The sequence below is a fragment of the Gilliamella apis genome, from assembly GCF_002142155.1.
Lineage (GTDB): Bacteria > Pseudomonadota > Gammaproteobacteria > Enterobacterales > Orbaceae > Gilliamella > Gilliamella apis.
The window spans coordinates 16,517-36,058 of sequence record NZ_NASD01000014.1 but is presented as its reverse complement, the minus strand read 5'-3'; the positions used below and the strand labels follow the sequence as shown (position 1 = coordinate 36,058).

Below are 19,542 nucleotides of genomic sequence, written 5' to 3'. Positions count from 1 at the left end.
CATGACAAAAAATTTTGCAAATGCCGTACTTGATTGGTATGAACAGTACGGCAGAAAATCACTACCATGGCAAATTGAAAAAAGCCCCTATCATGTTTGGTTATCCGAAGTCATGTTACAACAGACACAGGTAGCAACGGTTATTCCATACTTTAAGCGTTTTATTGCACAATTCCCTAAAATTACTGATTTAGCTAAAGCGCCAATTGACGACATATTACATCTTTGGACGGGGCTGGGTTATTATGCTAGGGCACGCAATTTACATAAAGCAGCACAGGTTATCGCTAAGAATTTTGATGGTAAATTTCCAACTAAATTTGAAGATGTGATTGCCTTGCCGGGAGTTGGGCGTTCAACCGCTGGTGCCATTTTATCTCTATCACAAAATCAACATTACCCGATACTTGATGGCAATGTAAAGCGAGTTTTAACCCGATCTTTTGCAATTGACGGTTGGCCAGGGAATAAAATTGTTGAGAATCAACTTTGGCAATTAAGTGAACAAGTGACACCTAAACATAACGTTGCAAAATTTAATCAAGCCATGATGGATATTGGCGCGATGGTTTGTACTCGCTCTAAGCCTAAATGTAGTCTATGCCCTTTGCATCAATTATGTATCGCATATAAGACTGATAGTTGGCAACAGTATCCAACCAAAAAACCTAAAAAGACCATTCCTGAAAAAACCGCCTATTTTCTAATGCTTGAACAGGACAATATGATTTGGCTAGAGAAAAGACCGCCAGCCGGTATTTGGGGTGGATTATATTGCTTACCGCAATTTACCAGCGAGCATGCCTTAACAGACTGGCTAGATAACCATGGTATTAAAACCAGCAAACCTAAACAATTAATTGCATTTCGACATACCTTTAGCCATTTTCATTTAGATATTGTGCCCATTTACTGTGAGATAACAAACAACACTAAGTGTTTGGATGAGTCAAACGGTTATTGGTATAAGCTCAATTCAGAGAATGCGAAAATTGGCTTAGCTACGCCTGTTTATAATTTATTAAATCAATCTCGTTAACCATTACAATCTATCAGTATCAAATCATCTTTTGATATATAATTAACCATCATTTATTAGTTAACTTTTTATTATGAATAGCAAACAAGCGCAAGGTCTATCGGCATGGTTAGTATTCCTGATGGCTTTTGCCATTGGAATAACCGTCGCAAGTAATTATTATGCTCAACCACTATTGCACTCAATAACTGATGATTTACATATTGCAGTTAAACATGCCGGTTTAATCATTATGGCAGCGCAATTTAGTTATGCGGTCGGTTTACTATTTATTACCCCACTCGGCGATAAAATTGAACGTAAACAGCTAATACTTACATTAATGATATTATCAATCTGTGGACTAATAATTAGTGCGATATCAAAGAATTTATGGATGTTGGTATTAGGTACTGCAATGACAGGCCTATTTTCGACTGTTGCCCAAGTACTCATTCCTTTTGCAGCAACACTATCACGTCCCGAACATCGAGGTAAAATTGTCGGCACACTAATGAGCGGTATGTTGCTAGGTATTCTACTAGGTAGAACATTTGCCGGTTTTGTTTCATCAATAGCCGATTGGCATTATGTTTATTGGATTGCCTCATCAATTATGACCTTAGTCACTTTCTTACTTTGGTTATCATTACCAACCTATAAAAACAGCATCGACATTAACTATTTCCAACTGTTATTGTCAATTGGTTCATTGTACAAACAAGAAGCAGTTTTACGCATCAGGTCATTGTTAGCGATTATTTCCTTTGCTTTATTTTCATTATTATGGACACCGCTAGCCTTTTTATTAACTGATGCACCTTATCATTATTCTGATTTTATTATCGGTTTGTTCGGCTTGGCTGGCGCAGCTGGCGCATTAGGTTCCCCCATCGTTGGCAAATTATCAGATCAAGGAAAAGGCTGGTTAGCCACATCCATTGGCTTGACATTATTACTTGCTGCTTGGCTACCGCTATCTATTGCCGAGTATTCACTCGTGGCCCTAATTTTTGGTGTAATCTTATTAGATTTTGCGGTGCAAGTTACCCATGTATCCAATATGAATGCTATTTATCAAATTCGTCCAGAAGCACGTAGCCGTATGAATACTGGTTACATGGTCAGTTATTTTATTGGCGGTATGTTAGGCTCTATTGCTTCTACTTACTTGTATAGCAATTATGGCTGGATAGCGATAATTATTTCCGGAACCTTTTTAGGATTCTTTGGTATACTCTGTTGGATCTATTATCTTAGAACCGTTCACAATCCTAAACATAAGGCTAAATTAAACTAAAAATTTTGAGGAACGGGGTTTTTTAGCGATTATTTCATTTAAATTTTAGGTATTAAACACCATATATTATTTATCTGCTAATATAAATAGTTAATATTTGAACCATTATTAAAACAGGAATTACTTATGGCAAAAATATCTTATCTTAATACTCCATTTAAAGTAAAAAATTTATCACTCAAAAATCGCATTGTGATGCCACCTATGTGTCAATATCAAGCAAAAGATGGCTTAGCTAATGATTGGCACTTTGTTCATTATGTTTCTAGGGCTATTGGTGGTGTCGGCCTAATTATTTTAGAGATGACCAATGTTGCTGCAAATGGTCGAATATCACCAAATTGTTTGGGATTATGGAATGATGAACAACGCGATCAGTTAAAACGTATTGTCGAGGGGGTTCACGCACAAAATGGCAAAATTGCGATCCAAATTGCCCATGCTGGTCGAAAAGCGTTAGGCGAATCTGATGTGGTTTCCTGTTCCGCTATTCGTTATGATGGCAACGTCGAGGCTAATCCAAAATGGCAATACCAAATGCCAAGAGAATTAACCAAAGATGAAATTATCGATATCATCGAAAAGTTCAGACAATCAACCAAACGAGCAGTTGAAGCAGGTTTTGATGCCATTGAATTACATGGTGCTCATGGTTATTTAATTCACCAATTCTGTTCACCAAAAACCAATTTAAGAACCGATGAATATGGTCAAGATAAATTATTATTCGCTGAACAAGTTATTAAAGCTGCAAAATCAGTTATGCCAAAAGATATGCCACTGATTGTTCGTTTTTCTGCCCAAGAATATGGCGCTAATGGTTATGATGTTAATTACGGCTGCCAAATTGCCAAACGATTAGCTCAAGCTGGTGCCGATGTTTTAGATGTTAGTGGTGGTGGCGATGGAAAACTAGATCCTAAACATACCCCTGATTTTCATGCTGGTTACCAAGTTTATTTAGCCCGAGCAATTAGACAGGTAACCGATTTACCGATTATCACTGTTGGTATGCTTGAAGATCCTTATGTTGCCGATTATGTGCTAAGCACTGGGGATGCTGATTTAGTTGCGATTGGTCGGGGTTTATTAAAGGATCCTTATTGGCCGTTACGAATTCCATCGTCATCATTTATACCAACGTCTTATCAAATCGCCTTTAAATAAGTTAATTTAATGATTGTCCTGTAGCGAATGCTACAGGATTAAGAAACAGATTAAATCTGCATGGCATATTTGATCAACTGTTTCTTGATTGGAGTAAAGTTATCAATAGCATTCATGCCAACCGTTCTAACCATCTTTTTAAAGGCATTATCACCATTAAACATATCTTGAATCGTTCGCATGGCTGTTAGCATAACTAATGCATCTTTACGACGAGTAAATTGGAATGATTTTAAGTTTTCCATTAAACCAATATCTTTTTGCTCATCAATAAGCTTTTTGATAGTAGCCACCAACAATGCCGAATCTTGAAAACCTAAATTAACGCCTTGTCCTGCTAATGGATGAATAGTATGTGCAGCATCACCAATTAGAGCTAATCGGTGCTTAATAAATTGTTTGGCAAAGCGAGCTTTTAATGGAAAGACCATTCGTGGATTAACCAACTGACATTGCCCTACTTTATCGCCGGTTAATTTAAACAGTTCGTGGCAAAAGTCAGATTCAGTCAACGATGTTAAAATTTCTGCTTGGGCAGGTTTAGTCGACCATACCAAACAGCTTTTATTAGCTTGCCAAAGCGGTAAAAACGCAACAATGCCATTCGGATAAAAAATCTGTCTAGCACATGCTTGATGAGGGTATTGTGTTTCAACAGTAGTAATCACTGCGTGGTGAATATAATTACGCTCAAATACTGATATTTTCTCATGTCTGCGTAACCATGAATGAGCACCATCAGCACCAATAATCAATTTAGCTTGTAAAGTCGTATTATCTGCTAAGGTCAAAAAGGCATAATCATCAGTATAATTATTATCTATAGCCACCTGATTGAATATAGTAATATTATCTGTGGCTAGAGCAAGTTGATATAAATGGTAAGCAATGAGATTATTTTCAATAATATAGCCAAGATTTTCATAACCATAATCTTTAGCATAAGCCGATAAATGAGCTAAACCATTCTTTTCCCAAACACCAATTTCACTAAAAGAATGAACTCGATTGCTAGCACAAAGATTATGCCAAATACCAATTTGAGATAAATATCTCTGACTGGCACCATTTATCGCCGACGCTCTTATGCCTATTTCATCAACGTTAAAATGTTGCCACTCATCAACTTTAGTATCAATAATGGCTACCGTTAAATCGTATCTGCTTAGTGCACAAGCAGTAGCTAAACCAACTAACCCACTACCAACAATGGCAACATCGAATTGCGTTTTCATATCAATATTTTGTTATTACTTATCAAGCTTATTATCATTTTTGGTTTCAACTTCATCATCATTCATTGCTTTTTTGAAACCTTTTAATGCTGAGCCAAGATCAGAACCTAAATTGCGTAATTTTTTGGTTCCAAAAATTAACACAACTACAGCTAGAAAGACCAAAAGATGTGGAATGCTAAATGACATAATTAAAACCTCTTTTAAAAATATATCTCTATTTGGATTCTATTACTGCGCAAATAGATTTTAAATAATGGAATTAATTATACTCTTTTTAAACTAGGATTTCATGACAAGTTAATTTTAAATAAAAAAAAGACCTGCATAAAAATTATGCAGGCCAACATGAAATATAAGGAATATAAGGAAAGAAAACAATGAAAAATCCTTACGCTGCTTATTATCCATTTTTTTTCGCTCTAGTCAACGTTTTTATTTGGATTTCAGCAAAAATAACTAAATTTACACGAAAAATAAAGAGCATTAATAAAATATTAACATAACAGATAAAAAATGACAAAAATGTAATTTAAGCATATTTATTCAGTACTTAACCACTAAAAAAAGTCATTTTCAGTTCATAAACCCAAAAACAACCTCGCAGAAAAACAAAGAAACTCAACAAAAAAGCAATGGAATAATTTTATTAAAAAAAACAATAAATGTTGGTTTTTATATGAAAATTCAATAAAATAACAAAATATAAAACGAATTTTAAAGAATATTCATATTTAAAAACTACAATATTGAGAATATTCATTTAATCACTTATATAAAACTCATAAAAAATACAATATAATCAAAAACTGGATGAATAAATAAAAACGAGACAAAAATAAATATGATTAAAAATAAAAATGTCAAAACTTTTAAAGACAGACTCCATACTTCAATGCAAGGTTTATCTGTATCTGCTTTTGCAAAAAAATGTGATATGTCGGAAACTGTTATTCGTGATTATTTGTCAGGAAAAACTTATCCATCATTGACCCGTTTAGAAGTTATTGCCGAGAAATGTAACGTATCATTTAACTGGTTAGCTACAGGTTATAAGCTAGAAATTTTAAATCCTCAAGACGATGATGAAGTCTATAATGAAAATATCTATCGTATTCCGGTTTATAAAAAACAGCTACCAACCAAAGAAGAAGCACAAAATCAACGTTATGTTCGTGAAATACCACCCGTCATGAATTATCCTGTAATTGAGGGCTGGGCATCTCACCGCGGTTTAGATATTAAAAAATTAATTCTTTACTGGGCTAAAGGTGATTTGATGGCACCTGATATCGAAAATAATAATGGCTTAATTATTAACACCGATATAAACGAAATTATTGATGGCGCTATTTATTTAATAGAATATGAAAATTTTACATTATTAAGAAAAATACGCTTAACACTCGGTAACTGGATATTAATCTGTAATAATGACCAATATCCGACAATTGAAGTACCTAAAGCTCACTTTGAAAAATACAATATTGTCGGTCGAGTTGTGCAAGTTATCAAAGATGTCTTTTAAGACATTTATTAGTAATCTAAAGTTTTTCAATATATAATTTATTACATGAGGAAAGTATAAAAAACCCCTTTCCTCAAAATGTTACTCTTTTCATAACATCAGTTTAATAGGTATATATTCAAGTGATTTTAGTTTACTAATTTCAGATTTATTTTTGCAGCTACAGCAATAAATGTATAGCAAAACAAACCTCACTTTTTTATATCATTGATAAATTATTAATGAATAACCTTTTAACTAATTAGGTCAATTATGTATCGATTTTTTGAAAAATTGGTATCACCTTATCCCAAAGATGAACCACAACCAATGGCTAAAGACTTTTTTAGCTTTATTTGGCAATCCACTAAAGGAACTCGCTGCTTCTTATTACTATTAATAATATTGAGTGCGCTAGCAGGTGCGTTTGAGGCTTTTTTATATGCCGCACTTGGTAAAGTTGTTGATTGGCTCGCTGCTGTATCACCAAATCAATTTTGGCAACAAGAAAAAACAACCTTAATCGCATTTACCATTATTATTTTAGCTAGCACGATTATTATTGCCTTACAAACCATCATTAAGCATCAATGCCTAGCTGGAAATTTTCCTATGCGTTTGCGTTGGAATTTGCACAGATTAGTACTAAACCAAAGCATGCGTTTTTTTCAAGATGAATTTGCTGGCAGAATATCAGCAAAAGTCATGCAAACCGCGCTTGCCGTAAGGGATACTTGCTTTTTAGTTGCTGATATCTTTATTTATGTTCTGATTTCCTTTATCACCATGGCTACCATCATAGGTCAGTTAGATCTTTGGTTATTAGTTCCGTTTATGGTCTGGTGTTTTTTTTATGGTATTGCGATGTATTACTTTATTCCACGATTAAGTAAAGTAGCAAGTATGCAAGCAGATGCCCGTTCAACCATGACTGGTCGTGTAACAGATGCTTATACAAATATCATGACGGTAAAACTGTTTTCTCATGCTGGTAATGAGGCTAAATATGCACAGGAATCGATGGATGAATTTATGGTTACAGTGAATAAGCAAATGCGTTTAGTCAGTAGTTTTGAAATTGTTAATCATTTATTGTCTATTTTCCTAGTATTGGGCACCACCGGCTTGTCATTATGGTTATGGAGCAATGATTTAGTTGGCGTCGGTGCAATTGCAACCACAACCGCAGTAGCGCTAAGATTAAATGGGTTTTCACATTGGATTATGTGGGAAATGGCTTCATTATTTGAAAATATTGGCGTGGTTAAAGATGGTATTAATACCTTCTCGGTCGCTAAAACCGTGGTCGATCAACCTGATGCACCAGCACTTAAAGTAACCGACGGCAAAATCGAATTTAAACAGATAGATTTCAGTTACGATGAAAAATTAAAAAATGCCATTATTGATAACCTAAATTTGACCATTCAACCGGGTGAAAAAATTGGTTTAGTTGGCAGATCTGGAGCGGGCAAATCAACGTTAATCAATTTATTATTGCGATTTTATGATTTACAACATGGTGAGATCACTATCGATGGTCAAGATATCACTAAGGTAAATCAAGAAAGTTTACGCGCACAAATTGGCATGGTAACCCAAGACACATCGCTGTTACATCGTTCAGTAAGAGACAATTTATTATATGGAAATAATCATGCTACTGAACAAGAGATGATAATCGCTGCCAAAAAAGCCCATGCAGACAGTTTTATTGAAGGTTTAGTTGATGCTAATGGTAGAACTGGCTATGATGCTTTTGTTGGTGAACGTGGAATTAAATTATCAGGCGGACAACGTCAGCGGATTGCTATTGCTCGTGTTATTTTAAAAAATGCGCCAATATTGTTATTAGACGAAGCTACAAGTGCACTGGATTCTGAAATTGAACAAGCCATCCAAGAAAGTTTATATACCTTAATGGAAGGTAAAACAGTTATTGCTATTGCCCATCGCTTATCAACTATTGCGGCAATGGATCGATTAATCGTGTTAGACCAAGGTAAAATTATTGAACAAGGAACACATCAAGAGTTACTCAGTAAAAATGGTCTTTATGCGCAACTTTGGAAACATCAAAGTGGTGGCTTCTTAGCGGATAATTTCTAACTAAAAATATAAGGGCGATATAAACATCGCCCTTATACTAAATCGATATATTAATTAATAAAGTTTTTATAAAATTCAGATTCAAATCGCATAATTGCACCATTTTTTGGCTCACCTTGACTATCGGCTCGATAACCTGATAACAACTGAACAAAGGCGATATAACGACCATCTGATTTTTGAATAAATCCGGCTAAATTATAGCTACCTTGAATATAACCGGTTTTAGCCATAACTGCTTCTTTAAATGGAGCTTGATTAAAACTTTTACGATTTTGTAGCGTTCCATCCACGCCTGCAATCGGTAATTTTTCAATAAAAGCTAATTGATTATTATGTAAAGAAATATATTGCAAAATCTCCATTAATTTATTCGCACTAACCAAGTTTAGACGTGACAAACCAGAACCATCGGCAATAACTAAATTTTCTAAATCAATTCCGGCTTTCTTGCGTAAAATTTGTTTTACCGCATCACCACCATTACGCCAAGTTCCTGACACATTATAATAATGCGCACCTAAGGTTCTAAAAATAGTATCAGCATATAAATTATTTGATTTTTTGAGCATGACGGTTAATAACTCAGAAAGTGGAGCTGATTGACTTGAAGTCAGTAATGTTAACCCACCTGCTGCTTTTTGTTTTCTTTCAACAACTCGACCATTATAAGTAATATTTTGTTGTTTTAGTTCATTTTTTAAGATTGTTGAAAAGTATTCAGTCGGATCCATTACCGCAAACTTTAATGGTGTTTTATCAGCATTCGACGCGATACAACCAGATAAGTGGTAGCGATTTTTATCAGCACTAACATCAAGTTCACAATATTTATCATTTAAATCTTTACTATTGGCAGCAATTGTTCTGACATCACCTGATACCATAACCGGTATACTGGATGATACTGAAATCGAAGCTTTAGAACCGGTTTTACCTGGGGTAATGGTTGCATAAAAGCAGTTATCATCAATTGTTGCTGCCGATGCGGGTGCATTGTAACAAGCAGTTAAATTATTCCATGACCACCCTTCTGCTTTATCATGACTAGCAAAAATAGAAGTATCTAAAATAACATTACCTGAGATCTTTTCTACGCCTTTTTGACGTAAAGCGGTAATCATATTCTTTAACCTAGCACGATTAAAAGTTGGATCACCACTCAACTTGATAATAAGATCACCACTAAGCTGTTTATTATTTAGAGAACCATTGGTATACATGCCGGTAATAAACCGAAAATTATCGCCAAGTTCAAGTTGTGCAGCTAATGCCGTTATAACTTTTTGCGTACTGGCAGGTTGTTTAAATTGATCACTTTTGTATTTTGCTAAGGTTTTGGGATTACCATCAACAGTTTGCACTAAAATAGATAAATCACTTCCTTTAGGTAAGGATGAGATATATGGTTCCACTGGTTGTGCTGATAATAAACATGAGAAAAAAGTAACAATGAAGAAAAAAGATACCTTTATATTAGTCATGAACGTATGCTCACATGAGTTTTGAATAAAACTAGTTAAATAAAGATAACAAATATATCTTTTTTTGCTGAGCCTATCAATATATACTCAATCACTTTTAAAAATATGTTCCAAATATCAATACTCATAATATTTTTCTATTTATTTCAAAAAAATAACTTAATATAGGTAACATAGCTATGATTCAACATTCATTAGGCTTTCCCATTGAAACCGTGCTGATGTTTATCGTTTTGGCTTTAGCTGCGATTATAATTGATTTATACGCTCATCATAATGATAAGCCCATTAGCTTAACAAGTGCAGTTATGTGGTCTTTCTTTTGGATTTTCGTGGCTTTAGGATTCGCGCTTTATCTGTATATACATCACGGTAGTGAAATAGCTAGCCTGTTTATCACTGGTTATGTACTTGAAAAAGCACTCTCTGTTGATAATTTATTTGTTATTATGGCACTGTTTTCTTGGTTTGCTATCCCTAACAATTATCGACATCGGTTACTTTATTGGGGAGTGATTGGTGCAATCATCTTCCGAGCTGTTTTTGTCATTATTGGTACTGGTCTATTATCCTTAGGACCTTGGATGGAGCTGGTTTTCTCTGTCGTGGTTGCCTTAACTGGATTAATGATGCTAAAAAACCAAGGCAATGATGATGAGATAAAAGATTATTCAGAACATTTTGCTTATCGTATTGCTAAACGTATTTTTCCTTCCTATCCTAAAATAGTCGGGCACCATTTCTTATTAACGCAAAAGCAACTCAATAACGAACTAGCCAAACCAGAGAATAGTGAACTAATCAACAAAATGCCCAAAAGTGCATTATATGCAACACCACTCTTCTTATGTATTGTTGTGATTGAGTTAAGTGATGTTATGTTTGCATTTGATTCGGTCCCTGCAGTAATTGCTGTTAGCCAAGAGCCATTAATTGTATATAGTGCGATGATATTCGCTATTTTAGGCTTACGAACCATGTATTTTGTTTTAGAGGCAATGCAACAATATCTTGTTCATTTAGGTAAAGCAGTAATTTGCCTATTATTTTTTATTGCTGCAAAACTTGCTTTAAATGCAACTGACCATCTATTTGGTTATGGAATTATTATTAGCCCAACCATCAGTCTTTATGTGGTATTAGGTATTTTATTGTTAGGTATTATTGCGAGTATTATTTGGCCTAACCAAACAAAAAAATAAGATATGAGAAGATAATCGGCAGGCAATCTGCCGATTAAGAATAAAAAGTTATACCCGTTTTAATGATCGAATATAGTAACTAATACCTAAAATAACGAACCAAATAGGTGTTGCAATAAGTGCTTGGCAAGTATCTGTTTCAAAAGTTAATAACACAATCACAAAAGCAAAAAAAGCAAGGCAGACAAAACACATTAAAACGCCACCCGGCATCTTAAATTGTGACTCTTGATGTAATTTAGCTTTTTTACGACGATAGGCAATGTAAGAAATTAAAATCATCGACCAAATAAACATAAATAATATTGCAGAAATAGTGGTTACAATGGTAAATGCTTCCATAACATTAGGCACTAAATAAATCAGTACTACCCCACCGAACAAGCAAGTACATGAAAATAGCAAGCCATTAGCAGGAACAGAACGTCTTGATAATTTACCAAATGGTTCAGGAGCATCTTGTTTTTTAGCAAGGCCAAATAACATTCGACTGGTTGAATAAATACCACTATTGGCAGAAGAGGCTGCTGAAGTTAGTACCACAAAGTTAATAATACTGGCCGCAGCAGGTAAGCCAATTAACGTAAATAACTCAACAAATGGGCTTTTATTTGGTGAAATAAACTGCCAAGGCGTTACGCTCATAATGATAATCAACGCAAAAACGTAGAAGAAAATAATACGAGCTGGCACTGAATTGATCGCTCGAGGTAAATTTTTATTTGGATCGAGGGTTTCAGCAGCCGTTGTTCCAACTAATTCAATCCCGACAAAAGCAAAAATTGCAATTTGGAAACCGGCAAAAAAGCCCATAGTACCATGTGGAAAGAAGCCACCATATTGCCAAAGATTAGAAAATGCAGCGGTAGTATTGGTTTGTTCAGAATGATAGGCAGTAAAGACTAAAACAAGGCCAATAGCAATTAAAGCTAAAATAGCGACAATTTTAATCATCGAGAACCAAAACTCGGTTTCACCAAACATTTTTACCGTCAACAAATTCAAGGTTAATAGAACGATAACCGTAAGCAACATCGGGATCCACGCTTGTAAGTCAGGAAACCAGTGCTGGGCATATCCGGCGATAGCCACAACATCAGCAATTCCTGTAATAACCCAACAAAACCAATAGGTCCAACCAGTAAAAAAGCCTGCCCAAGGACCTAATAAATCGTTAGCAAAATCACTGAAGGATTTATAATTCAAGTTGGACAATAAAATTTCGCCCATCGCTCGCATAACAAAAAATAAAATAAACCCAATAATCATGTAAACAAAAATAATAGATGGTCCCGCAAGACTAATCGTCTTTCCTGAGCCCATAAATAAACCCGTACCAATTGCACCACTAATTGCTATTAATTGAATGTGTCGGCTGGAGAGATTTCGCTTAAGATCATGATTTGAAGACGTACTGTTCATCTTGTTGATTACCTGTCGTTTTTACAATTTTCTGTTTTTTTATGAGGAATGAAAGACTATAAAGTTAATGGCTTTAAATCGCAAGCTGAATCGTTATCAAAACTTTTTATGGCATTATAATAATTATTGATAGTTTCTTATAATATAATTGTGTAGCATAGCTACCTATACCATATAACTAATTACAAAAAATTATTTAAAATGAAAGAAAACAAACACAAATCTACTATCTTCCTATTATCTATTTTATTGATCCTATCATTATTGACTGGGTGTCAAAGTGATTCAAATGCAAAAAGTAAACAATTTAGAGATGGGAAACTACCAAATGCTCTTAATGTTAGCCATCCTCAATTAGCCGTACCGGTCAATATTTCTGACTATACTATCCAAATTGAAAAATTAAGAACAACATCACCTTCACTGTATCAGAAAAATGAACATATTTATAAAGCGGTTGACGCTTGGATTAATCGTTCATTAGGTTCGGCAGAATTCCATAAAGTAGGGTTAAAAAGCTATGAAATGGCAGGTAAAGACGGATATGGCAATGTTCATTTAACTGGTTATTATACTCCAGTAATCAAAGCTAGACACCAACCAACTGGTGAATTTAAATATCCAATTTATAGAATGCCGGCTAAATCCAAAGGTCGTCTACCTAGTCGTGAACAAATATATAATGGAGCATTATCCGGTAAAGGGCTCGAAATTGCTTACAGTAATTCATTAATGGATAACTTTATAATGGAAGTGCAAGGGAGCGCCTATATTGATTTTGAAGATGGTACACCATTAGTTTTCTTCTGTTATGGTGGTAAAAATGGTCACGGTTACTCAAGTATCGGGCGTTTATTAGTTGAACAAGGTGAAATTGCCAAGGAAGATATGTCCATTCAAGCAATTAAAAATTGGGCTAAAAATAAAAGTGAAAAACAACTTAAAGCACTATTAATTCAAAACCGATCATTTGTCTTTTTCAAACCACAATATAATGCTGAAGTGAAAGGTTCTGCCGCAGTACCTTTAATTGCAAATGCTTCAGTGGCATCAGATAAATCATTAATACCAACAGGTTCTGTTGTATTAGTCGATGTACCACTCCTTGATGATGATGGTCAGTATCGAGGTAGACGAGAAGTACGGTTGATGGTGGCACTTGATGTTGGTGGTGCAATTAAAGGCCATCATTTTGATCTTTATTTAGGCATTGGCGATAAAGCTGGTAAGCAAGCTGGTTACTACAATCATTTTGGCCGAGCTTGGGTTATAAAACCTTAATTTGCCAACATCGACGCCAACCAAAGAACCTGCTAGAATAAGTTAAAAAGCAGAATTAAGGATAACTTATGAGATTATGTGATCGTGATATAGAAGCATATTTAGATAGTGGTAAATTAAAAATCACGCCACAACCTGAATTAAGTTGTATTAATGGGGCAACTGTTGACGTTCGACTTGGTAATCAATTTCGTACTTTTAAAGAACATACTACTCCCTATATTGATTTAAGTGGTCCCAAAGAAGAAGTTTCTGCTGCTTTAGAACGAGTCATGAGCGAAGAAATGATATTATCTGAAGGTGATGCTTTCTATTTACATCCAGGAGAGCTAGCTTTAGCTGTCACGCTTGAATCTGTAACCATTCCTGATGATTTAGTTGGCTGGTTAGATGGGCGTTCATCGTTAGCGCGTCTAGGACTTATGGTACACGTTACCGCCCATCGCATTGATCCTGGCTGGCATGGTCAAATTGTTTTAGAATTTTACAATTCCGGAAAAATTCCAGTAGCACTAAGACCTGGTATGACCATTGGTGCACTAAGTTTTGAAACGCTTAGTGGTCCAGCTGCAAGACCATATAATCGAAGGCAAGATGCTAAGTATAAAAACCAACATGGCGCTGTTGCCAGTCGTATAGATAAAGACTAATAACGTTTATAACCTTAATAAAGGAACATTCATATGATAAAAAAAATACTGGTTATTCTATTTATCTTAATTTTGGTTATTGTTATCGGCATTGTTTCTCTTATTGTATTTGTTGATCCTAATCATTTTCGCGGATATATATCTCAAACAGTAAAAGATAAAACTGGTTATGAATTAACTATCGAAGGTGATTTACGCTGGCATGTCTGGCCTCAGGTCAGCATATTAACTGATGCAGTTAAATTATCTGATACGGGTGCGACAAAACCGCTATTAACTGCTGACAATATGCGACTTGATGTTGAACTTCTACCTCTTTTTTCCAAAAATTTAGCGATTAAAAATGTGTTTATTAAATCAGCATTAATCAATATTACTGACGAAAGTAAAGGTGATAATGCTAAAAAATATACCCAAACTCTAGCTCCTTCAGCAGAGCAAAACACAAATATATCTGAAAATAAAAAGAATACATCTAATTGGAAATTTAGCTTAAATAAATTTGAAATAGCTGATAGTACAGTAGCGTTGCAATATCATGATGATCTGATCAATTTCCGAAATATCAATTTGTTATTAGAACAAAATAACGATAAGAATCTTTTAATCGAATTAAAAGGAAATATTGATAAAAATCAGCAAGACCTATTTTATTCAATGAATGCCAATGTCGATTTAACTCAATTTCCTGAAAAAACCATTATCGATCTTAAAAAGTTAGATTACACTTATAACGGCATAGAGAGTTCCGAAAAACCACTCAAAGGAAGTGCAACCGGTATATTTAATTATCAGCAAAGTCCTATGCAATTAAATAGTCAAAACTTAGCTTTTTCTATTAACGACAATAATTTCACCAGTAAAATCAATGCGCGTTTTGATAAAAAACCATACGTCGATTTGCAATTGAATTCAGAAAAATTAGATTTAACGCCTTTTTTACAACAAGATACAAAATCAACCAAAGACACTCCGATGCAACAAACTTCACCTGTTGTTTCTAGTGTTGTCAAAAATAATAATCAATTAAGTGCTCTTAATACATTTGATGGCAAAACAACAATAAACATCAAAGAAGTTAAGGCAAATAAAATTGTAATTAACAATTTTAAACTAGACGTTGATAATCAGGATGGAATAGCGACATTCAAAGATTTAAATTTTGATTTTGCTAATGGTCATATAACTGCAACTGGTACAGCTAACGGCAAACAGAAAACACCGCAGATTAAACTTAATACCAAAATTAGCAATATCAATTTAAATTCATTTTTTACACAAATGGATATGGCGTATGATCTAGATGGTATATTTAATGCTTCTGGGTTATTAGAAACTAATTCATTATCAACGGCTAAATTATTAGAACATCTAAAAGGTAATGCGAATATCGTCATTACTAATGCTAAATTAAATAATATTAATATCCAAAATATTATTGAAAATGCAGCTGCAAAATATGGCAACGGTAATGATAAATCTGGAAATCAAAAGAAATATACAGAGTTTCATACCATCAAAACCAATGCTAATTTAAGCCAAGGTAATATACAACTTAATTCGCTCAACGCCAATTCTGAAACCTTAGATGTACTAGATGGTTCTGGCAAAGTAGGAATGCTTAATCATGATTTGGATGTTAATTTAAACATCAAATTACTTGGTGGCTGGAATAGTAAAAGTGAAACCATTGCCAAATTACAGAAAGTTACTATACCACTACGTATATATGGTCAGTTTTCTAATTTACGCTATCAATTAGATATCGCACAAATACTGTCTGATGTGTTAAGTGATAAATTACAACAACGTTTAGATAAACTCCGTGATAAATTGGAAAATCACAAAGACAAAGACAAAGATAAATTAAAGTCTAAAGCAACCGATATATTAGGTGGATTGCTAAAAAAATAAACTTATCATTAACTAAATAATAGATATAAAAAAGGTGAGTTGTTTAACTCACCTTTTAATTTAACAATATCTTTTATTATAAAATGAACTTGCTTAGATCTTCATCTGCAACAAGCTTATCTAGATGATCGCTAACATACTTAGCATCAATTGTGATAGTTTGTCCGCCCAATTCGCTGGCTTCGAAAGAGACATCTTCCATTAAACGTTCAAGCACTGTATGCAAACGGCGAGCACCAATATTTTCATTTTGTTCATTAACTTGCCAAGCAGATTCAGCAATTTTACGAATACCATCCGGTGTAAAGTCAATATCAACGCCTTCGGTTGCCATTAACGCTTTATATTGGACTGTCAATGATGCATTCGGTTCAGTTAAAATCCGTTCAAAATCTTCGCTTGTTAACGCTTGTAATTCAACTCGAATTGGTAAACGTCCTTGCAACTCAGGAATTAAATCTGACGGATTAGCAGTTTGGAAAGCACCCGATGCAATAAATAAAATATGATCAGTTTTTACTGAACCATGTTTAGTTGAAACGGTACAACCTTCAACAAGTGGTAGTAAATCACGTTGCACACCTTCGCGAGAAACATCAGGTCCAGATGAATTACCTCGTTTACACACTTTATCGATCTCATCGATAAATACAATCCCATTTTGCTCAACAGCTTCAATGGCTTCGTGTTTAAGATCATCAGGATTAACCAACTTCGCAGCCTCTTCTTCTATTAGCTGTTTGAAGGCATCTTTGATCTTCATTTTACGTGCTTTAGTTTTTTGACCACCTAAATTTTGGAACATCGACTGTAGTTGGTTAGTCATCTCTTCCATACCTGGAGGAGCCATAATTTCAACACCAATATTGACGCCAGCTACTTCAATTTCAATTTCTTTATCATCAAGCGCACCTTCACGCAATTTTTTTCTAAATGCTTGTCTAGCTGTTGAATCATTATTATTTTCAACTTGTCCCCAACCATCTTTAGCTGGTGGAACAAGCACATCTAAAATACGATCTTCTGCCAATTCTTCAGCTCGATTACGATTTTTTTCGATAGCTTCTTGGCGAATCATTTTCACAGCAGAGTCAGTAAGATCTCGAATAATCGAGTCAACTTCTTTACCAACGTAACCAACTTCAGTAAATTTGGTCGCTTCTACTTTAATAAAAGGTGCATGAGCTAATTTAGCTAATCGTCTAGCAATTTCAGTTTTACCCACCCCTGTAGGGCCGATCATAAGAATATTTTTTGGCGTAACTTCATGACGTAATGCTTCATCAAGTTGCATACGACGCCAGCGATTACGTAAAGCAATAGCAACAGAACGTTTTGCTTTATCTTGTCCAATGATATGTTGGTTTAATTCGCTTACAATTTCGCGAGGAGTCATTTCAGACATAGTAGTTTTTCTCTTAAATCAGATTAATTAGTAATTAAGCTCTTCAATAGTTTGGAAGTTATTCGTGTAAACACAAATATCACCCGCTATTGATAGCGATTTTTGCACAATATCATGTGCAGATAATGAAGTATTATCTAATAAAGCTCTTGCAGCTGCTTGAGCATAAGGTCCACCGGATCCAATCGCTATCAAATCATCTTCTGGTTGAATTACGTCACCAGTACCGGTGATAATCAATGATGCGCTTTCATCAGCAACGGCAAGTAATGCTTCTAATTTACGCAACATTCTATCGGTTCGCCAATCTTTGGCTAATTCAACCGCTGCTTTAGTTAAATGCCCTTGGTGCATTTCTAATTTTCGTTCAAATAATTCAAATAGTGTGAAAGCATCTGCTGTACCGCCAGCAAATCCAGCTATCACCTTATTGTTATATAATCGGCGAACTTTTCGCGCATTACCTTTCATGATAATGCGTTCACCTAATGTGACTTGCCCATCGCCACCAATAACAACTTGACCTTCACGACGGACACTGACAATTGTTGTCATATTCTGCTCCTTCTTTTACATAAAAACTTAATTCGGAATGAATAGGAAATATATTGGGGTGATTAGTAAATTTTCAATATCAGATTATCAAGATGCGGAATATTTATTCATTAATAAATGACATAACATAAATAAATTTTAAAAATCAAATAACTATCAAATTATTTACTTTGGTTGGAATTCAATATTCATGGTTTTTACTTCATTATACAAACTACTTGCTGGTTTTGGTATAGCCGCTAATTTAGTTGCAGCAAGCGCTTCTCTGCATAGATCAGCATCACCACCTTTTGAGGTAACATTAAGTAATAGTCCATCTGGTGCTATCTGAATTTGTAGTTCACAAGTTTTGCCACGATAAACATTTGGTGGGTTAATAAATTTATTACTTATTGCATTTTGTACTAACGATTTATATTTATCTAGCTCGCCATCGGATACACCTTTACGGCTGGCTGCTCCTCCAGAACTTGGTGTTCCTGAGGTAAGCCCACCCAAAAGATCGTTGAGGGCTTTATCTTTTTTAGCTTGCTCTGCCTTCTGTTTAGCTTTTTTTTCTGCTGCGGCTTTTTCAGCGGCAGCTTTTTCTGCTGCAGCTTTCTCAGCAGCGGCTTTTTCTGCTGCAGCTTTCTCAGCAGCGGCTTTTTCTGCTGCAGCTTTCTCAGCAGCGGCTTTTTCTGCGGCAGCCTTCTCAGCAGCGGCTTTTTCTGCTGCTGCCTTTTCAGCGGCAGCTTTTTCTACTGCAGCCTTTTCAGCAGCGGCTTTTTCTGCGGCAGCCTTTTCAGCGGTGGCTTTTTCTGCTGCAGCTTTCTCAGCAGCGGCTTTTTCTGCTGCAGCCTTTTCAGCAGCAGCTTTTTCTGCTGCGGCTTTTTCAGCAGCGGCTTTTTCTGCTGCAGCCTTTTCAGCAGCGGCTTTTTCTGCTGCAGCTTTCTCAGCAGCAGCTTTTTCTGCTGCAGCTTTCTCAGCCGCGGCTTTTTCTGCTTCTGCTTTTTCAGCGAGTTCTTTTATTTGCTTATCTAGCAGTTCTTGGGTCTTTTGATCTGCTTTTTGTTGATTAACTTGTGTCTGCAATTGTCTTTGATATTGTTCGGTCATAACCGATGGATCAATCATGATAGCATCAATCGAATTACCATTGATACTACCGTAGTTTTCACCAGTATCACTGACAAACTTATATCCCAAGGCAATAATTAATATGCCATGTAAAAGAATGGAAATGATAACCGGTAAACTTAATTTTGAGTTTAACTTATTAGACATTGCTGACATTTTTATTTTTAATAATTGTTA

The 19,542-nt window shown here is 35.0% G+C and carries 16 protein-coding genes; 9 read left to right on the top strand and 7 right to left on the bottom strand.

The genetic code is table 11. The annotated features are described in order from the left end of the window. The first annotated feature begins 1 nt into the window (after position 1). The 3 genes from mutY to B6C84_RS07670 all read left to right on the top strand — a co-directional run bounded on the left by mutY (position 2) and on the right by B6C84_RS07670 (position 3,485). Positions 2-1,039, top strand: coding sequence for an A/G-specific adenine glycosylase (gene mutY, locus B6C84_RS07680; RefSeq protein ID WP_086354365.1), 1,038 nt, complete (start codon positions 2-4; stop codon positions 1,037-1,039). A 73-nt stretch (positions 1,040-1,112) separates the two neighbouring features. After that, positions 1,113-2,318: an MFS transporter gene (locus B6C84_RS07675; protein ID WP_065650762.1), complete on the top strand. Its 1,206-nt coding sequence runs from the start codon at positions 1,113-1,115 to the stop codon at positions 2,316-2,318. A gap of 126 nt (positions 2,319-2,444) precedes the next feature. Next, on the top strand, positions 2,445-3,485 hold the full coding sequence (locus B6C84_RS07670; RefSeq protein WP_086354358.1) for an NADH:flavin oxidoreductase/NADH oxidase: 1,041 nt from the start codon (positions 2,445-2,447) through the stop codon (positions 3,483-3,485). Between the two features lie 50 nt (positions 3,486-3,535). Here B6C84_RS07670 and B6C84_RS07665 read toward each other — a convergent pair whose 3' ends face one another. Next, positions 3,536-4,720 (bottom strand): FAD-dependent monooxygenase, encoded by a 1,185-nt coding sequence (locus tag B6C84_RS07665; RefSeq protein WP_086354357.1) that lies wholly within the window; start codon positions 4,718-4,720, stop codon positions 3,536-3,538. Between the two features lie 15 nt (positions 4,721-4,735). Then, positions 4,736-4,912 (bottom strand): Sec-independent protein translocase subunit TatA, encoded by a 177-nt coding sequence (gene tatA / locus B6C84_RS07660; protein ID WP_086320111.1) that lies wholly within the window; start codon positions 4,910-4,912, stop codon positions 4,736-4,738. 652 nt (positions 4,913-5,564) lie between these two features. Here tatA and B6C84_RS07655 point away from each other — a divergent pair. Then, the gene (locus tag B6C84_RS07655) at positions 5,565-6,248 is read left to right on the top strand and encodes a LexA family transcriptional regulator (protein WP_034902075.1); all 684 of its coding nucleotides are present in this window, start codon (positions 5,565-5,567) and stop codon (positions 6,246-6,248) included. 252 nt (positions 6,249-6,500) lie between these two features. After that, a complete protein-coding gene (locus B6C84_RS07650) occupies positions 6,501-8,336 on the top strand; it encodes an ABC transporter ATP-binding protein (RefSeq protein WP_086320096.1) in 1,836 nt (611 codons plus the stop codon). Positions 8,337-8,386: 50 nt separating this feature from the next. Here the strand turns inward: B6C84_RS07650 and dacB are convergent, their stop codons facing one another. Then, complete coding sequence (gene dacB / locus B6C84_RS07645) at positions 8,387-9,820, bottom strand: serine-type D-Ala-D-Ala carboxypeptidase (protein ID WP_086320095.1); 1,434 nt, start codon at positions 9,818-9,820, stop codon at positions 8,387-8,389. A gap of 179 nt (positions 9,821-9,999) precedes the next feature. On the opposite strand from dacB, the gene B6C84_RS07640 reads away from it, so the two are divergent. Beyond that, on the top strand, positions 10,000-11,022 hold the full coding sequence (locus B6C84_RS07640) for a TerC/Alx family metal homeostasis membrane protein (protein ID WP_086354373.1): 1,023 nt from the start codon (positions 10,000-10,002) through the stop codon (positions 11,020-11,022). A 48-nt stretch (positions 11,023-11,070) separates the two neighbouring features. Here the strand turns inward: B6C84_RS07640 and cycA are convergent, their stop codons facing one another. Next, a complete protein-coding gene (gene cycA, locus B6C84_RS07635; RefSeq protein ID WP_086320093.1) occupies positions 11,071-12,444 on the bottom strand; it encodes a D-serine/D-alanine/glycine transporter in 1,374 nt (457 codons plus the stop codon). Between the two features lie 201 nt (positions 12,445-12,645). Between cycA and mltA the strand changes: the two genes are divergently transcribed. The 3 genes from mltA (at position 12,646) to asmA (ending at position 16,289) form a co-directional block, all read left to right on the top strand. Then, positions 12,646-13,725 carry a murein transglycosylase A gene (gene mltA, locus B6C84_RS07630; RefSeq protein WP_086354374.1) on the top strand — a complete coding sequence of 360 codons (1,080 nt, stop codon included), beginning with the start codon at positions 12,646-12,648 and terminating at the stop codon, positions 13,723-13,725. Positions 13,726-13,793: 68 nt separating this feature from the next. Further along, positions 13,794-14,375: a dCTP deaminase gene (gene dcd / locus B6C84_RS07625; RefSeq protein ID WP_034902082.1), complete on the top strand. Its 582-nt coding sequence runs from the start codon at positions 13,794-13,796 to the stop codon at positions 14,373-14,375. Positions 14,376-14,408: 33 nt separating this feature from the next. Next, on the top strand, positions 14,409-16,289 hold the full coding sequence (asmA, locus tag B6C84_RS07620) for an outer membrane assembly protein AsmA (RefSeq protein ID WP_086354375.1): 1,881 nt from the start codon (positions 14,409-14,411) through the stop codon (positions 16,287-16,289). A 76-nt stretch (positions 16,290-16,365) separates the two neighbouring features. Here asmA and hslU read toward each other — a convergent pair whose 3' ends face one another. The 3 genes from hslU to tolA all read right to left on the bottom strand — a co-directional run bounded on the left by hslU (position 16,366) and on the right by tolA (position 19,512). After that, complete coding sequence (gene hslU / locus B6C84_RS07615) at positions 16,366-17,694, bottom strand: ATP-dependent protease ATPase subunit HslU (protein ID WP_034902086.1); 1,329 nt, start codon at positions 17,692-17,694, stop codon at positions 16,366-16,368. Between the two features lie 27 nt (positions 17,695-17,721). Next, positions 17,722-18,249: an ATP-dependent protease subunit HslV gene (hslV, locus tag B6C84_RS07610; RefSeq protein WP_025316169.1), complete on the bottom strand. Its 528-nt coding sequence runs from the start codon at positions 18,247-18,249 to the stop codon at positions 17,722-17,724. Between the two features lie 165 nt (positions 18,250-18,414). Continuing rightward, positions 18,415-19,512, bottom strand: coding sequence for a cell envelope integrity protein TolA (gene tolA / locus B6C84_RS07605; protein WP_217332241.1), 1,098 nt, complete (start codon positions 19,510-19,512; stop codon positions 18,415-18,417). Positions 19,513-19,542: the final 30 nt, after the last annotated feature.

What these genes read in the sequence shown, in the direction of transcription:
- B6C84_RS07640 (WP_086354373.1), top strand. Translation starts at nt 10,000, where the DNA reads ATGATTCAACATTCATTAGGCTTTCCCATTGAAACCGTGCTGATGTTT.
- B6C84_RS07670 (WP_086354358.1), top strand. Translation starts at nt 2,445, where the DNA reads ATGGCAAAAATATCTTATCTTAATACTCCATTTAAAGTAAAAAATTTA.
- cycA (WP_086320093.1), bottom strand. Translation starts at nt 12,444, where the DNA reads ATGAACAGTACGTCTTCAAATCATGATCTTAAGCGAAATCTCTCCAGC.
- dacB (WP_086320095.1), bottom strand. Translation starts at nt 9,820, where the DNA reads ATGACTAATATAAAGGTATCTTTTTTCTTCATTGTTACTTTTTTCTCA.
- tolA (WP_217332241.1), bottom strand. Translation starts at nt 19,512, where the DNA reads ATGTCTAATAAGTTAAACTCAAAATTAAGTTTACCGGTTATCATTTCC.
- B6C84_RS07650 (WP_086320096.1), top strand. Translation starts at nt 6,501, where the DNA reads ATGTATCGATTTTTTGAAAAATTGGTATCACCTTATCCCAAAGATGAA.
- hslU (WP_034902086.1), bottom strand. Translation starts at nt 17,694, where the DNA reads ATGTCTGAAATGACTCCTCGCGAAATTGTAAGCGAATTAAACCAACAT.
- mltA (WP_086354374.1), top strand. Translation starts at nt 12,646, where the DNA reads ATGAAAGAAAACAAACACAAATCTACTATCTTCCTATTATCTATTTTA.
- B6C84_RS07655 (WP_034902075.1), top strand. Translation starts at nt 5,565, where the DNA reads ATGATTAAAAATAAAAATGTCAAAACTTTTAAAGACAGACTCCATACT.
- dcd (WP_034902082.1), top strand. Translation starts at nt 13,794, where the DNA reads ATGAGATTATGTGATCGTGATATAGAAGCATATTTAGATAGTGGTAAA.
- hslV (WP_025316169.1), bottom strand. Translation starts at nt 18,249, where the DNA reads ATGACAACAATTGTCAGTGTCCGTCGTGAAGGTCAAGTTGTTATTGGT.
- mutY (WP_086354365.1), top strand. Translation starts at nt 2, where the DNA reads ATGACAAAAAATTTTGCAAATGCCGTACTTGATTGGTATGAACAGTAC.
- B6C84_RS07675 (WP_065650762.1), top strand. Translation starts at nt 1,113, where the DNA reads ATGAATAGCAAACAAGCGCAAGGTCTATCGGCATGGTTAGTATTCCTG.
- asmA (WP_086354375.1), top strand. Translation starts at nt 14,409, where the DNA reads ATGATAAAAAAAATACTGGTTATTCTATTTATCTTAATTTTGGTTATT.
- B6C84_RS07665 (WP_086354357.1), bottom strand. Translation starts at nt 4,720, where the DNA reads ATGAAAACGCAATTCGATGTTGCCATTGTTGGTAGTGGGTTAGTTGGT.